General features: G+C 29.0%; 15 protein-coding genes. 6 read left to right on the top strand and 9 right to left on the bottom strand.

The genetic code is table 11. From position 1 onward, the window contains the following. Positions 1–33 precede the first annotated feature (33 nt). Genes pheT through F7018_RS04515 form a run of 4 tightly spaced genes read left to right on the top strand, consistent with a single transcriptional unit; the run spans position 34 to position 5,308 of the window. Positions 34–2,460, top strand: coding sequence for a phenylalanine--tRNA ligase subunit beta (gene pheT / locus F7018_RS04530; RefSeq protein ID WP_150898828.1), 2,427 nt, complete (start codon positions 34–36; stop codon positions 2,458–2,460). Positions 2,461–2,506: 46 nt separating this feature from the next. Then, the gene (locus tag F7018_RS04525) at positions 2,507–3,649 is read left to right on the top strand and encodes a tetratricopeptide repeat protein (RefSeq protein ID WP_150898827.1); all 1,143 of its coding nucleotides are present in this window, start codon (positions 2,507–2,509) and stop codon (positions 3,647–3,649) included. A gap of 6 nt (positions 3,650–3,655) precedes the next feature. Further along, entirely contained in the window at positions 3,656–4,690 is a 1,035-nt protein-coding gene (locus tag F7018_RS04520) for a quinone-dependent dihydroorotate dehydrogenase (RefSeq protein ID WP_150898826.1), read from the top strand. Between the two features lie 3 nt (positions 4,691–4,693). Next, positions 4,694–5,308 carry a LysE family translocator gene (locus F7018_RS04515; RefSeq protein ID WP_150898825.1) on the top strand — a complete coding sequence of 205 codons (615 nt, stop codon included), beginning with the start codon at positions 4,694–4,696 and terminating at the stop codon, positions 5,306–5,308. Between the two features lies 1 nt (position 5,309). On the opposite strand, the gene F7018_RS04510 is transcribed toward F7018_RS04515, so the two are convergent. Further along, positions 5,310–5,993, bottom strand: coding sequence for a tetratricopeptide repeat protein (locus F7018_RS04510; protein ID WP_150898824.1), 684 nt, complete (start codon positions 5,991–5,993; stop codon positions 5,310–5,312). Positions 5,994–6,220: 227 nt separating this feature from the next. Between F7018_RS04510 and lon the strand changes: the two genes are divergently transcribed. After that, entirely contained in the window at positions 6,221–8,674 is a 2,454-nt protein-coding gene (gene lon, locus F7018_RS04505; RefSeq protein ID WP_150898823.1) for an endopeptidase La, read from the top strand. Between the two features lie 60 nt (positions 8,675–8,734). Here lon and F7018_RS18315 read toward each other — a convergent pair whose 3' ends face one another. The 4 genes from F7018_RS18315 to F7018_RS04490 all read right to left on the bottom strand — a co-directional run bounded on the left by F7018_RS18315 (position 8,735) and on the right by F7018_RS04490 (position 10,887). Beyond that, positions 8,735–8,908, bottom strand: coding sequence for a hypothetical protein (locus F7018_RS18315; protein ID WP_175578640.1), 174 nt, complete (start codon positions 8,906–8,908; stop codon positions 8,735–8,737). Between the two features lie 91 nt (positions 8,909–8,999). After that, positions 9,000–10,232: a radical SAM protein gene (locus tag F7018_RS04500; RefSeq protein WP_150898822.1), complete on the bottom strand. Its 1,233-nt coding sequence runs from the start codon at positions 10,230–10,232 to the stop codon at positions 9,000–9,002. A 66-nt stretch (positions 10,233–10,298) separates the two neighbouring features. Continuing rightward, a complete protein-coding gene (locus F7018_RS04495) occupies positions 10,299–10,532 on the bottom strand; it encodes a hypothetical protein (RefSeq protein WP_150898821.1) in 234 nt (77 codons plus the stop codon). A 148-nt stretch (positions 10,533–10,680) separates the two neighbouring features. After that, entirely contained in the window at positions 10,681–10,887 is a 207-nt protein-coding gene (locus tag F7018_RS04490) for a hypothetical protein (RefSeq protein WP_150898820.1), read from the bottom strand. A gap of 276 nt (positions 10,888–11,163) precedes the next feature. On the opposite strand from F7018_RS04490, the gene F7018_RS04485 reads away from it, so the two are divergent. Next, positions 11,164–11,352: a hypothetical protein gene (locus F7018_RS04485; protein ID WP_150898819.1), complete on the top strand. Its 189-nt coding sequence runs from the start codon at positions 11,164–11,166 to the stop codon at positions 11,350–11,352. A gap of 12 nt (positions 11,353–11,364) precedes the next feature. Here F7018_RS04485 and F7018_RS04480 read toward each other — a convergent pair whose 3' ends face one another. The 4 genes from F7018_RS04480 to F7018_RS04465 form a co-directional block, all read right to left on the bottom strand. Next, on the bottom strand, positions 11,365–13,077 hold the full coding sequence (locus F7018_RS04480) for a helix-turn-helix domain-containing protein (RefSeq protein WP_150898818.1): 1,713 nt from the start codon (positions 13,075–13,077) through the stop codon (positions 11,365–11,367). Positions 13,078–13,181: 104 nt separating this feature from the next. Beyond that, a complete protein-coding gene (locus tag F7018_RS04475; protein WP_150898817.1) occupies positions 13,182–14,009 on the bottom strand; it encodes a M57 family metalloprotease in 828 nt (275 codons plus the stop codon). Positions 14,010–14,178: 169 nt separating this feature from the next. Beyond that, the gene (locus tag F7018_RS04470; protein WP_246175042.1) at positions 14,179–15,693 is read right to left on the bottom strand and encodes a hypothetical protein; all 1,515 of its coding nucleotides are present in this window, start codon (positions 15,691–15,693) and stop codon (positions 14,179–14,181) included. A 15-nt stretch (positions 15,694–15,708) separates the two neighbouring features. Beyond that, a complete protein-coding gene (locus F7018_RS04465) occupies positions 15,709–16,377 on the bottom strand; it encodes an SPOR domain-containing protein (protein WP_150898816.1) in 669 nt (222 codons plus the stop codon). Position 16,378 lies beyond the last annotated feature (1 nt).

Here is a 16,378-nt window from a genome sequence, read left to right as displayed (position 1 = left end):
TGTAAATTTGCGGGCTTAAATTAGAGATTGATTATGAAGATATCATACAATTGGTTACGACAATTTTTACAAACTGACTGGGAAGCAGAAAAAACAGGAGAATTATTAACAGATTTAGGTCTTGAAGTAGAAGGAATTGAAACTGTTGAAAGCATAAAAGGAAGTTTAAAAGGAGTTGTTGTAGGCGAAGTTAAAACATGTATTAAACATCCTAATGCAGATAAGTTAAAAGTTACTACTGTTGATTTAGGAGATGGTAATCCAGTACAAATAGTTTGTGGAGCACCAAATGTAGATGCAGGACAAAAAGTACCAGTAGCTACTGTTGGAACAACCTTGTATGATGAAAAAGGTGAAGGCTTTAAAATAAAGAAAGGAAAAATTAGAGGAGAAGAGAGTCATGGAATGATTTGTGCCGAAGACGAGTTAGGTTTAGGTAAAGGTCATGATGGAATTATGGTTTTAGATGAAGCTTTAGTTCCTGGAACTCCTTGTTCTGAGGTTTTTAATATTGAAACTGATTATGTTTTTGAAATTGGATTAACCCCAAATCGTGCTGATGCAATGAGCCATTTTGGTGTTGCTCGTGATTTACGCGCAGGATTAATTCAACAAGGAACAAACTTAGAGTTAATTTCACCTTCAGTATCAGATTTCCACGTTGATGAGCGTACTCAAAAAATCGATATTGAAATAGAAGATAAAAATTTAGTTCCTCGTTATTGTGGAATTACAATTACAGATATAGAAGTAAAAGAATCTCCAGAATGGATTCAAAATAGATTAAAAGCAATAGGAATTGCTCCTAAGAATAATGTAGTAGATATTACAAACTATGTTTTACATGAATTAGGACAGCCATTGCATGCTTTTGATGCGAATAAAATTAAAGGTAGTAAAGTAGTTGTTAAAACTTTAGAACAAGGTACAAAGTTTACTACTTTAGATGAAGTTGAAAGAGAATTGTCTTCTGAAGATATTATGATTTGTGATGCTGACGACAATCCGTTATGTATTGGTGGAGTTTTTGGAGGAATCAAATCAGGAGTAACTGAGCACACTACTACTATTTTTTTAGAGAGTGCTTATTTTAACCCAGTTTCTGTTCGTAAAACAGCTAAGAGACATGCATTAAATACTGATGCTTCTTTCCGTTTTGAAAGAGGAATAGATATTAATTTAACAAAATATGCATTAAAACGCGCAGCTTTATTAATTGAAGAATATGCTGGTGGAAAAATGTCATCAGATGTTTTAGATTTTTATCCAGAAAAGATTGAAGATTTTCAGGTATTCTTATCGTATGAAAATGCTTATAGATTAATAGGGCAGGAAATTCCAAAAGAAACAATTAAAAATATCTTAGCATCTTTAGAGATAAAAATTAACAGTGAAACTGCTGGAGGTTTAGGATTAACAATTCCATCTTATCGAGTAGATGTTCAGCGTGAAGCAGATATTATTGAAGAAATTTTAAGAGTTTACGGATATAATAATGTTGAGTTTTCACATAAATTAAATACTTCTATTTCTTTTGATAGTGATAAAGAGGTAAAAATTGAAAATATTGTTGCAAACCAATTAACGTCATTAGGATTTAATGAAACAATGGCAAATTCTTTGACTAAAGCTGATTATGTTGATTTATCAGAGAATTTAAATCCTGCATATAATGTAGAGATGTTAAATCCATTGAGTAATGATTTAAAGGTAATGCGCCAATCATTATTATTTAGTGGTTTAGAATCTGTTGCTTACAATATTAACAGAAAAAATAACGCGTTGAAATTTTATGAGTTCGGTAAAACGTATCATAAATTTGAAAGCGGATATCAAGAAGATAAGCATTTAACATTATTTGTTACAGGTAATAGAACAAAAGAGAGCTGGAAAACAGCAACACAAACTTCAGATTTCTTTTACTTAAAAGGAATTGTAACAAATATTTTAAGTCGCTTAGGATTAGATAAATTAAAAACAACTCCAGTAAAAACTGATATATTCTCAGAAGGTATCGTATTAAGTTTAGGGAAAACTAAACTAGTAGAGTTTGGAGTTGTTAAGAGAGGGATTTTGAAAGAATTTTCTATAAAACAAGAAGTGTTATTTGCAGATTTTAACTGGCAAAACATTTTAACTTTTGTAGGGAAAAAGAAAATCAAAGTAACTGATTTACCAAAATTCCCAGCTGTTAAACGTGATTTAGCTTTATTATTAGACTCTAAAGTAGAATTTAAAGAATTATATAATTTGGCTTTTCAATCAGAGAAGAAATTATTAAAAGAAGTTGATTTATTTGATGTATATGAAGGAGATAAATTACCAGAAGGTAAAAAATCATATGCAGTAAGTTTTGTTTTACAAGACGAAAATAAAACGTTGGCTGACAAGCAAATTGATAAAATCATGAAAAAATTACAGCAAACATTTGAAAAGAATTTAGAAGCTGTTTTGAGATAATTCAGAAGCTCCAATTGTATTGGGGCTTTTTTTATAAAAATATATTATGCAAAAGAAGAAAATTTTATTCATCCTATTTATAACAATTAGCTTTTTCCTAAAAGCTCAAGAAAAAGAATCATTTGAAGTTAGGTTAGATTCTATTGGTATGAAAATAGATAAAACTTTAACAAATTCAAATAAAGAATATCTTAATAAGATTTACAGTAAAAAAAGTCTATGTGATAGGTTTTTGATAGAATCAAACAATAAAAAAGTTAAAAACTTTAATAAAAGTTTTTATGAAGGTTTTACTGCTAGTTTTGATTTTGGTAATATTGTTTTAAAAGAGATTGAAAAAGATGCATCGTATGATTATTTAAATATAGTTAAAGATAAAGAAGGAGAGTATTATTTATTATTTAGGCTATATGGTAACGGGTTAAATTATCATAAACATTTGATTAAAGAAATAGATGGAGAAATTAGGATAGTTGATACGTATATATCGTTAACTGGTGAATATTTAAGTGATACTTTTGGATCTATCTATAAAGGTGTTTTGTATAAAGGAGGCTTATTGAAAAGTTTATCTAAAGGAAACAATAATGATTCAATGTCTGATTTATTGAAAATTCAAAAAATTAGAAATCTTAGATCAGAAGGTAAGTTACAAGAAGCTCATGATTTATATAATACTTTAAGTGAAGAAGGTAAAAAGAAAAAGATTTTTCAATTATCTAATTTGTTAACTCTAGCTGATTTAGATGAAGTTAAATACGCTAAAGCAATAGAGACTTATGAAAAACAATTTCCAAATGATGTAAGCTTATATTTAGTTTCTATTGATGGTTATATATTAGGAGAAAAATATGATGAAGCTTTACAAGCTGTAGATAATTTAGATAAAGCAATAGGAGGTGATAGTTTTCTAAATTTCATCAGAGGTAATATTTATTTTTTAAAATCAGAAGATAAAAAATCAGAAGATAAATTTAAAGAAGTAGTCAAAGAATATCCGAACTTTTTAGATGCTTATGATAGTTTACTATCTTTATATATTAAATCGAATAATGTCAAAAAAGCTATTGAGATTTTAAATATTATGGTAAATGATTTTGAGTTACCAAAAGATATATTATTTAAAACTCTTGGAGAGAATTATCCAGAGTTTCAAAAAAAGGAAGAAATTATAAAATGGTCAAAATAAACATTTATGTATAAATTAATCATACGTCCTATATTTTTTATTTTCGATCCAGAAAAGATTCATCATTTTACTTTTTCATTGGTAAAGTTTTTATCTAAAATACCATTTATTCCTTCTTTATTTAGAGGATTATATCAGGTAAATGATAAAAAATTGGAAAGGAATCTATTTGGATTAACTTTTAAAAACCCTGTAGGACTTGCTGCTGGTTTTGATAAAAATGCAGTGTTGTATAATGAGTTAGCCGATTTTGGTTTTGGATTTGTAGAAATAGGAACTGTAACTCCTAAAGGACAGGCTGGGAATCCGAAAAAGCGATTGTTTCGTTTAAAAGACGACCAAGGAATTATTAATCGCATGGGGTTTAATAATGAAGGATTAGCTACTGCAATAGAGCAATTAAAAAAGAACAAAGGGAAAATTATTCTTGGAGGTAATATTGGTAAAAATACCAATACAGCTCCAGAAGATTATACAGAGGATTATGTGGAGTGCTTTAAAGGATTGCATCCTTACGTAGATTACTTTGTGTTAAATGTGAGTTGTCCAAATGTTGGAAGTCATGCAAAATTAGATGATGTAGATTATTTAAAAGAATTAATTACGGAGGTTCAAAAGTTAAACAACCAAGAATCTGTTCAAAGACCTATATTATTAAAAATAGCTCCAGATTTGAACAATCAACAGTTAGATGAAATTATAGAGTTAGTTGCTGAAACTAAAATAGATGGAGTTATAGCTTCAAATACTTCTGTAAATAGAGAAGGACTAAAAGCCTCAAAAGAGCGATTGGAAGAAATTGGTAATGGAGGTTTGAGTGGACAGCCAGTAAAAGAAAGAAGTACAAAAGTTATAAAATATTTAGCAGACAATTCAAATAAGGCATTTCCAATCATTGGAGTAGGAGGTATTCATTCAGAAAAAGATGCTTTAGAAAAACTTGATGCTGGTGCAGATTTAGTTCAGATTTATACAGGTTTTATTTATGAAGGACCAAGCTTGGTAAAGAGAATCAATAAAGCTATTTTAGCAAAAAGTTAATAAATGATTGAAACCCTAATCTCTTTTGTTTTAGCTACAGGAACACTAGCTTTTTCACCAGGACCAGACAATATATTTGTTTTAACACAAAGTATCGTAAACGGAAAAAAATATGGATTAGCAACTGTAGCTGGATTAATGACTGGTTGTATTATTCATACTACCTTAGTAGCCTTTGGAGTTTCAGAAATTATAAATCAAAACCCTAAATTGTTCTTTATTATAAAACTATTGGGAGCAGGGTATCTTTTGTATTTAGCTTATCAAGTATTTAGAAGCGATGCTAAAATTGCATTTTCAACAGAGAATGTAGAAAAAAAGACAACTTTTGAATTGTTTAAAAAAGGATTCTGGATGAATGTTTTAAATCCGAAAGTGACTATTTTCTTTTTGGCTTTTTTTCCGCAATTTCTGTTTTCGGATAGTCTTTCAAATGTATTACAGTTTTATGTTTTAGGAGGTTTATTTATACTAACATCGTTCGTAATATTTTCTACAATAGCTATTTTAGCAGGTACTATTTCAGAATCTATAAAAAAGAATGCCCAAATAGGAGTTTACCTAAAATGGGCACAAATAGTTGTTTTTGTTGGAATTGCAGTTTTAATTTTGCTATAAATTAATCTTCTTCCTTTTTAGTAAGTCTTTTTAAAGCTCTTCTAGAACTTCTATTTTCTGGATTGATAGTTAACGATTTTTTGTAGTATTCCGTAGCTTTTACCGTATCTTTCATTTTTAAATAAGCATCACCAGTACTGTCGTAAGTATTAGAACTTTTAGGGTATAATTCAATATTGATTTTAAAAACATTAAGAGCTTTTTCAAATTCTTTATTTGATAAATAGCGATAACCTAAACGATTTAAACTTCTTTCTCTAATAACAGGGTTTAAACTATCTTTTTGTTTAATGGCTTTATATCCTTTTAAAGCGGCTTCAAAATTATTTTCAGCTAAGTATTCACTAGGGGTTTTTTCACCTTCTTTAAGTTTGTTGAAAATGTAAACCTTATTATGATGTTCACGTTTTTTTGCTAATTCAATTTTATTTTGTGCTGTGTTAAATATTAGTTTTTCGTTTAATTCACGAGCATAAAAAGTACTATCATTAACTTTTAGAGGTTCTAAATTTTGACCACGCCATGTTAAAAATAACTTTCCTTCGTTAAATTTTACTTCTATAGTTTCATCAGCATTAAAAAAATAACGACCAGAGGCATTCTTAATAAACTCTTCAGAGTTTTTATTTGAGGTACAGTTGGTTAGGAGTAGTAATAAGGAAATAAAAAATAGTTTAGTTTTCATTGTTTGGTATAGCTTTTTGTAAAAATATAATAATATGACGACTGATTGTAAAAATAGTTACAAGTTTCTTATAAAGAATTAGTTGGCATAAGAATTGACCTATATAAGGAAAGAAAACAAAAAAACAATACGTATAGTGTTGTTTATTAGAAGATTAAGGTTTTTGTAGTGCTTTTTGTATTAAGTGTACTAATAGAAAAATGCCACTATGACAGATATAAAAGATTATGAGTAAACCCAAAATAATACATTTAGACAACTTGTCGCTTCAGGATGCTTTTAATGAAAATTCTGAATTAATTCCTTTGTTAACTCCAGAGGATGAAGAAATAATAAATAAAGAAGAAGTACCTTCTGAGTTACCAATTTTACCTTTAAGGAATACAGTGTTATTTCCAGGTGTGGTGATTCCTATAACTGCTGGAAGAGATAAGTCTATTCAATTAATTAAAGACGCTAATGAAGGAGATAAAATTGTAGGTGTAGTAGCACAAAAAAATAGTGATGTAGAGAATCCAGGTATAGATGATATTCATAAAACGGGTGTAGTTGCGCAAATTTTAAGAGTTCTTAAAATGCCTGATGGTAACACAACTGTTATTATACAAGGAAAAAAACGCTTTGAAATTGATGAGATTACACAAGATACTCCATATTTAAAAGCTAAAGTTAGAGAGGCAAAAGAGGAAAGAGATATTGATGATGAAAAAGAGTTTAATGCAATAATTGATTCTATCAAAGATTTAGCATTAGAGGTTATTAAAGAAAATCCAATGTTACCTTCAGAAGCTTCTTTTGCAATTAAGAACATTCAATCAAATTCATTTTTAGTGAACTTTATTTCATCTAATATGGAATTGAGTGTTTCAAATAAACAAGTTTTACTTGAAAAGGATAACTTAAAAGAAAGAGCGCTTTTAACTTTAAAAAACTTAGATAAAGAGCTTCAAAAGTTACAATTACGTAATGATATTCAGTCAAAAACAAGATCAGATTTAGATCAGCAACAACGTGAATATTATTTACATCAGCAATTAAAAACAATTCAAGACGAGTTAGGTGGAGTTTCTCATGACCAAGAGTTGGAAGAAATGAAAACAAAGGCAAAGTCTAAGAAATGGAATAAAAATGTTGCTGAAACATTTGAGAAGGAAATAAATCGTTTAAGAAGAATGAACCCTCAAATGGCTGAATATGGTGTACAACGTAATTATTTAGAGTTAATGTTAGAGTTACCTTGGGGAGAATATTCTGAGGATAAGTTTGACTTGAAAAAAGCTCAAAAAATATTAGATAGAGATCATTTTGGACTTGAAAAAGTTAAAGAACGTATTATAGAGCATTTAGCTGTATTAAAATTACGTGGAGACATGAAGTCACCAATAATTTGTTTATACGGTCCTCCAGGTGTTGGAAAAACTTCGTTAGGTAAATCAGTTGCTGAAGCTTTAGGTCGTAAGTATGTACGTATGTCATTAGGTGGTTTACGTGATGAAGCTGAAATTAGAGGACATCGTAAAACTTATATTGGAGCTATGCCAGGTCGTTTAATTCAAAACCTTAAAAAAGCTGGTACTTCAAATCCTGTATTTGTATTAGATGAAATAGATAAATTAAGTCAAAGTCATCAAGGAGACCCATCTTCTGCTATGTTAGAAGTGTTAGATCCTGAACAAAATACTGAGTTTTATGATAATTATTTAGAGGTTGGTTATGATCTTTCTAAAGTGTTATTTATAGCTACTGCTAATAATTTAGGACAAATACCTTGGGCATTACGCGATCGTATGGAGCTTATCAATGTAACAGGGTATACTATTGAAGAGAAAGTTGAAATCGCGAAAAAGTATTTATTTCCTAAGCAATTAAAAGAGCATGGATTATCAACAGAGCATTTAACGGTTGGTAAAAAGCAAATAGAAAAAATTGTAGAAGGGTATACAAGAGAGTCTGGTGTTCGTGGTCTTGAAAAGCAAGTAGCGAAAGTAGTGCGTTTTGCAGCAAAATCAATAGCGATGGAGGAGGAGTATAACGTTTCTCTAACAGATGAAGATATTGAAACAATTTTAGGACCTGCTCGTTTAGAACGCGACAAGTATGAAAATAATGATGTAGCTGGTGTAGTTACTGGTTTAGCATGGACTAGTGTTGGTGGAGATATTTTATTTATTGAGTCTATTTTATCGAAAGGAAAAGGAAACTTATCTATTACGGGTAATTTAGGTACTGTAATGAAAGAGTCTTCAACAATAGCGATGAAGTATATTAAAGCTAATGCTGAAGAGTTTGGAATTAAACCTGAGGTTTTAGATAAATACGATGTTCATATTCATGTACCAGAAGGAGCAACTCCTAAAGATGGACCAAGTGCTGGTATTACTATGTTAACTTCATTAGTATCTGTATTTACACAGAGAAAAGTGAAAAATAAAATAGCAATGACTGGAGAAATTACTTTACGTGGTAAGGTATTGCCTGTTGGAGGGATTAAAGAAAAAATATTGGCTGCTAAAAGAGCAAATATTAAAGAAATAATTCTTTGTGCTGACAACAAAAAAGACATTGATGAAATTAAAACTAGTTATTTAAAAGGCTTAACTTTCCATTATGTAACCGAAATGAGTGAAGTAATTAATATTGCTCTTACAAAACAAAAAGTAAAGAACGCTAAAAAGATATAGAAATATATCTGAATAACAATAAAATAGGACTTAAACTATTAAAGTTTAAGTCCTATTGTTTTATACACTTGGTCCTAAATGGTCATCATCTTTTTCAATTGGCATAATACACCAGCAACCGTAATAGTCACAATCTAAAATCCAGCCGCGAGGACATTGTTTTTGTCCTCCGTTAATAGTTCGTTGTTCATCTTTTTTTAGGATAGTACCTAAATTTGAAATTGATTTTAACATGGTTAATCGTTTTTATTTGTCCTTACTCTATATTATGCTTTTCAGGTTCCGCATTTTATTAGAACTTTTTAAAGAAGATTTTTTAGTAGGTTTATGCGATTATCATATTTTTTTCTGAAAAAGATTCTAATTCTTTTTTGTAATAGAAGTTTTTGTTAAAATCAGTTGAGTTTAGGTAATTAATAATTTCTATAGGATTAATTTTTTCTACGTTTTCTTTCTCGTGTAAATCAGGAAAACAAGAAATAAAGTATCCTTGTATATGTGCTATAAGTTTAATTAAGTCATTACAATAAACAGATGGATTATTGAAGCCATTTTCTTTACTATACCTATGTACCAATCTACCTCCTTTACAAATTACATTTAAAGGGCATTCTTGACATTGCTTGCATAGTTTAGAGTTGATATTATTAAAATATAACTTTCCTAGAGAGGTTTTTTCAATATCCTGAAAACTATTTTCTTTAATATTAAAACCAGTTTTTGTAAAACCATGACCGCAAGCTTTTAAAGAATCAATAGCCTCAATTTCTCCATTAGTTTCTATAACTAATACAGTAGATTCATTTTTAGAACTTTCATTAAGCATTGTTAGAGAGTTTAGTAGTCCTAAAAACATTGGTATTTTATATCGTTTTTGATCGCTGATCCATATATTAAATAGCTCGATTAACCAGTCTCCCATAACAGTTTTTTCTTTATTAAAAGGGTAGCTATTATGAGTATAATCTGGAATAAGGAAATTCACATAGCTAACTCTCATTTTTTTGAAGCTATTGTATACTTCTAGAGGAGTTTCTTTTACATTAATTACACATGCTATATCTGCAAAACTCATTTCTTTTTTTAAGAGAGTTACACCTTTAAAGACATCGTTATAACTTCCATTTCCTTTGTGATCTACTCTAAACATATCATGTGCTTTTTGTGTACCATCCACACTAACACTAGGAGAAATATTTAATTCTTTAAATAAACGAACCCAGCTTTCATCCAATAAAACACCATTAGTTTGTAAATCAAAAGAAAAAACTACATCATCGAGTTCATTCTGAATTTCTTTTACTTTAGATGTAAAGTCTATAAAAAATTGTTTTGGAGCAAGTAGGGGTTCTCCTCCATGAAAAAGAAAAGAGAACTCTTTTTTATTATGCTCTTGTATATGTTTTTTGGTTTTGTCTATGATATTGTCAACAACTTCAGTAGACATAAATTTAGGTTGTTTTTTATAAGTTGTATCACCTAAATTATACATAAAACAATAGGAACAATTAAGGTTGCATCTACTAGCAACTTTTATAGCTAAAGAATTAAAATCCATGATTTATTTGTTAGTTAAAAGAAAACAAGGAGGTTATGGTGTTAGTACCTCCTTGAGAAATAATGATTAATTTCTTATAATATCATGAGCTGGTTCAGCTTCTAGTACCTTAACGCATTTACCTAATCTGTTACTCCAAACTAATCCAGGAGGACAGTTTTTTCCACCACCGCTTGTAGGGTAATAAATAATTACTTGAGTTGATTCTCCAGCTAACCCTCCTTTAACGGAAGATAAATCATTAACTTCTAAGTTTGAAAATTTTTCAATTCCTTTAGATAAAAAAAATGTTTTTTTCATTGTATTAAAATTTAGTTAGTATGCTTACTCTAAGGTTGTTTGTTAATTGAATATCTATATTTTCAGCTTCCTATAGATATTTATAAGTTACTTGTGTTTATTATTTTGTAGGATAGATATTATGAAAATATGTTTCAGTAATTCTCGTTTACATATCTACTTTTGTAGGCATGCACACACAGTAGCCTAAAGAGAAATTGTATGTGGCTATTTCGTTTTGTGTGCAAGCAACAGGGTTAGGCTCCCAATTATTTCTATTCTTACACCAAAAAGGAGATCCTGGTCCACCTCCGTTAATAGACTTTTGAGTTACTTTATTTAAAATAATACCAAGATTTGAAATTGATTTTATCATGATTAGTTAATTAATTTAGTTACTCCTTACTCTATTTTTTAATGCTTTTCAGGTTCCTCATTGAATTACAAATATTGAATGTTAAATAAGATTAAAGAAGAAAAGTAGGTTGTGATTTATAAAAAAGGTAGGTACTATTTAAAAATTATGGTAAAATAAAACAGTTGTTAAGTTGTTGTTTTTCAGTTGTTTGATTTTTTTTTAAGGTTAAGGTTTAAGAATAGGTAATATTAGAGGTAAAAAAATATAAATTGAACTAACTTAAATTAATTAGTCATGAAATTATTATCAATTAACACTTTAAAAGCATTCAGTCTGACAAGAATTGAACAAAGATGTATTATAGCAAAAGGAACTAAATTAAGCGGAGGGCCAGATACAGATGGAGAGGAAGATTGTTTTCCACCACCACCTCCTGGTGATGTTTTAGATAAAAAGAAGAATTATTGTTTTGATTTTATTTAAAACCTCAATTTGTTAAAAAAAAACTTCCTTATTGATTTTTTCAATGAATTGATAAGGAGTTATTCCTGTGTGTTTTTTAAAAATTCTAGTAAAAGATTTTGCATTTTTATATCCTCCTATTTCACCAATAGCTTGGGTAGTATAGGCTCTAATTTTTTTTTCTTCACTTAGTTTTTTAGTAATATAATTAATTCTAAGTTCATTAGTATATTCACTAAAACTCATTTGTTTATATACTTTTATAACTTTAGAAAGATAAGTAGTGTTGGTTCCAATTCTTTTTGCGGCATTATACAAGTTAAAATCATCTTTTAAAAAATACATTTTTTCTTCAATTATAGATAAGCCTTTAATAATTTGTTGGTGTTGCTCATCTTTTATTTTTAAGTCACTAGTTGGAGGAGTTATTTTTTCTTTTTGAGAGACTCTAACGATTAAGTTATCTAATCTTTCTTTAGCTTTTCTTTTTTCTCTATTGTTTTTAAAAACAAAAAAACTTGTAAATCCAGATATTAAAATTAAGCTAATAATGATAATATTGTAATAAAAAGTTCTTTCATTGTTGTCTTTGTTTATAGCATTAATTTTTTTTGTAAAATTAATTTCCTTGGCAGTTTTATAAGCCTCTTTAAATTGGTGTTTTTCTCTTGTAGATATTTTATTGTATGCATTTAAAAAGGTATTTAAGTAATAATTGGCAGAATCTACTTTCTTTTGATTTAAGTATATTTTAGAGAGATAGTTATTTGCATGCATATAATTATAATCTAATAGTGTATCATTTTTTATATGAAGAGCTTTTAAAAAATTGTATTTACCTCTGTTAAAATCCTTGGCCATATAATAATTAACACCAATATTGTAATGGCCTTTATATAGATAAGAGTATGATTTATATTTGTGAAAAATTTCTAAACTCTTTTCAAGATAAAGATTCGCTTTTGTGTATTCTTTTTTTAAAGTGTAAATAGTTCCTAAGCCATAATAAATTCTTCCTTGATAATAAGAATTTTCTTTAATTTTATTATTTTTGAGTGAAGAATTGTAATAGTATAAAGAAGAGTCTGCATACTGTTTTTTTAAAGTGTTATTTTTATACATATTAGCATAAATAGCCCCAATATTAAGAGAAGTTTTAAGTTTGTTGATTCGAAATTTACTACCTAATTTTTCTTTGTTTCTTTCTAATAAGAAGTGTTTTTCTTTAATTTTTAATAAGGCTTCATTAAGCTCTTCCATGTCTTGATATATAAGAGCTATGTTTCCTTTTATTTTAATAATTCGCTCTATATCTTTTGTTTCAATGGCGTAAGCTTCTGCTTTTGTGTAATTCTTAAGGGCCTGTTTAGTAAGGCCTCTTCGTTTTTTAGTATTTCCTAGAAGTATGTGAATATCAAATAAGATATTGTAATTCTCTTTTTTTAAAGAAATTTTGGGTAAATATTTAGAGATACTATCTTTAAAAAAACTAATATCTACAATTTGTTTTTCTCTTGTTTTTATATATTCAATTGCGGAATATGCAAAAGTTTTATAAGGTATATTGTTGGTTTTGACAAGTTTATTCATGTAAAATAAAGTGCTGTCTATTCCAATTTTTCTATTTAAATAAAATTTCTTTTTTAAATCTATTAATTCATTTTCATTTAAAGTTATGTTGGTTTGAGAAAACAAAAGAATAGATGAGAAGAATACTAAGAATAGAGAACAGATATATTTTAGCATATGTGCTGAGGGACAATTGATTATTTACTGCAAAATATAAAAAAAAGAGACTAGTTTAAAACAAAGTCTCTTTTATAAAGATAAAACTTATATAGAAATTATAATTAATACAAGTAGTTTAAGGCAATTCTGTCATTTTGGTTAAATTCTCCAGAAGAATTACTGCTGAAACATGCTAGCATTAAAGAGGTTGGGTCATAACCAGCAGTTGTACCTGGTATAGGTAGAGCGCCAACCCCAGCTTGCCCTTCATTTACATTTTGTCCACAACTTCGTCTAGTTTGCCAATCGGTATGTCTAAATCCAACAGAGTGTCCAATTTCATGTGTAATTACATGCTCAATTACATCAAGGCTGAAGTTTCCTAAACCGTGAATCTCTACCCATTTATAAGGTTTTCCATTAGAAGGAAAGCCAGCAGATCCTCCAGCTCCAACAGCGTTTGCATCTACGTAAACAAGCATGTCTTGAGGAGAATAATTTGTACCAAAAGTTAAATTAAATTGAATATCTAAGTTAAGTTCGTTGTAATTTTCTACAGCCATTCTTAACGCCGTTTGTTCTCTTGAAGATAAACCATAACCATCACTAGCATTATACCCCATTATGTTAATAGTAGTTCCTCTATCTACTAAATTACTAGTTCTGTAGTTTTTCCCTAAATATTGACCGACTTTTTCAAAGTTCATGATTTGTTCGTGACTTAAATAAATGTCGCCTTCTACAAGATACCTATCTCTCGAAGTACCATCAGGTAAATGTTGTTTTGATAGAGTAATATTATCTGTGTTAATGTTAAAGTCCTCTAGCTTAGTTAGGATTTGTTTTGGTATTTTTGTGTTTTGATTTAAAGAAGTTTCATTATCGCTACAGCTTGTTGTTAAAGTCATTATAGCCAATAATGATAAAGTTTGAAGGGTGATTTTTTTCATTTTTTTAATTAGTTTGATTAATAATTAATTGATAGAAATTTCTATACATCAAAAATGAAATATTAAACCCGATTATATTTTGATTTAAATCAAAATATAATCGGGTTTTTTTAGATATATGATTGTTTTTTTGAGTGTTTTGTTGAGAAAAATTAATCTTTTTAAATGTTTATTTAGCACTTAAATAAGAGAAGTTGTAGCTGATTCCGAAATTTAGATAAGAACTACTTAAACTTCCTCCACGAGCTTTAACATATCCTAATCCTGCTCGTAAATTAAGTTTGTCTGTTAGTTTGTAATTAACACCAGCACTTGGTTTTACTATTAACCCTTGTCCTGTACTAATTCCGCCTCCACCAGCAGCTCCTGCTAATGCTTGTAAAAATACAGAAGTGGTATTATTAAAGAAAGTGTTTGATTGTACTCCTAAACCAACAATTCCTTCGGCATACGCTCCAGCATCACCAAAATTAGCAAAAGAAGTTTGACCAGCACCATAAATATATTTATTAAAGAAAAAGTTAACTTGTAAAGATATTTGGTGCATATCTTGATTTATACCTGTATCTCTAGCTGCATTGAAATATAAATCATGCTTTACAATTGTTTCCAATCCTTTAAGTTTTGCTGTAGAAAAACTATTTTCTTCAGATTTTATACCGTCTTTGTCAATATAATACTTAAGTCCAAAACCTAGAGTAGAGGAAGTAAAGTGTCCGTCAGGACTCATTAAATACCCTTTATTTATTGATCCATAAACATTGTTAAATAATTTTTGTTCAATAGAAATGTCAGGATAAATTAAAAAGCCTCCTTTGGTATCTACACCACCGCCACCTCCGGCTCCAACACCGAATTTAGCTAAAATATTAGTTCTATTTTTATTCATAGATAAATGATAACCACCTCCTAATAAGATGTCCATATAACCTGCTTTGATTCCATGATAAGCTCCATCAGCCTTTACAAAAAAGAAAATATTATCATTTAAATAAGAATTAAATTCAAAACCAGCTAAGCGTATGGTTTTTCCTTTAAGATTTCCTTTGGTAACAGAAAGATTGTTAAGATGGATTAATAAAGAAGCTCGGTTTCTTTTTTGATCCCATGAAGTATTGGTTAAGTTTTCTATTGAAAAAGATTGCTCTCTTTCTTTAAAACTAGTAAAATCAAAAGATAAAGGAATTTGTATAGCAACATTAAACTGACTACTATTGATGTCACCTTTATCAAAAAAGTTGATATAACTATAACCAGCGGTAGCAGAAAAATATTTGAAATCATAACCTAAGTTAAAGTGAGGTAAAATAAAAGCTCCACCACCATCAGGAGCAGCAGCACCACCACCGCCACCGAAATGGAAACCAGTATCTAAAAATAATTTTTTTGTTATTTTTTGTTGAATACCAGCATTGATTCCTAATGTGAAAAAACCGCCTCTAATTCCGCCAACAGCTCCATAGAATCCAAGTCCTGCATAACTCCAATCATTAAATTTTAAATTATAATGAAGCCCTGTAAAATCCATATTTTCTTCATTTCCAGGCATTTTTATAGATAAAAAATCTAATTGTCCAAAACCTTTTTGGGTTTCTTTAGTTGGTATGTTAGTTTGGGCATAAAAAAAATGAACACTCATTATTAAACCTAATATGAGTGCTCTTTTACTAATTTTATTTAGCATTAAATATGTTTTGTTTTAATTGTGTATTTTTTGACGTTTCCCATTTATGTATGAAGCTACAAATGCATCATCAAATCCAACTTTTACTAATTCTCTTTGTAGTTTTTTAGCTTCTTTTAAAGTAGAAAATAAACCTATAGAATATTTAAAATATCCATCAGAACTTGTTACTGTAGAAGGAATTGTTTTTGAAGATAATAGCGGGTGATTTCTTTTAGAAAAAACACCTATTTGTACTGAATATATAGTTTTTCCAGAAGTCTTTTTTGATACATCAGAAGCGGCTTTACTAATGTCTAAAGAACTGTTACTAGTAGATTCATCGTTATTGGTATTAACTGCATCTCCAGATTTAGCTTGAGCTCTAGCTTTTCTTTTAGCTCTAGCTTGTGCTCTTTTAACACTGTCTAATACTCTAAGAGCTTCATTTTTCTTTATAGTAGCTATTTCGTCAGTAGAAGAAAAAGAGCTACCACCATTGTTAGTGTAAAAGTAATAAGTGGCTGCTAAAGAAGCTCCTAATAAAAGGCCTAAGACGATAGGAATAATTTTAGACTTCTTTTTAAAAGAGTCATATTCTTCTTGAATTTGGCTTAATTCATTTTCAGCTTCTTCTCTTTTTAACTTTGAATTGTCTAAGTCTTCTTGCATTAACTTAAACTTTTCTTCTTCTATAAAAGGCATA

Source organism: Tenacibaculum aiptasiae (assembly GCF_008806755.1).
GTDB lineage: Bacteria > Bacteroidota > Bacteroidia > Flavobacteriales > Flavobacteriaceae > Polaribacter > Polaribacter aiptasiae.
Note: the sequence above shows the minus strand (reverse complement) of the source record. Positions and strands in the feature narration are given on the sequence as shown.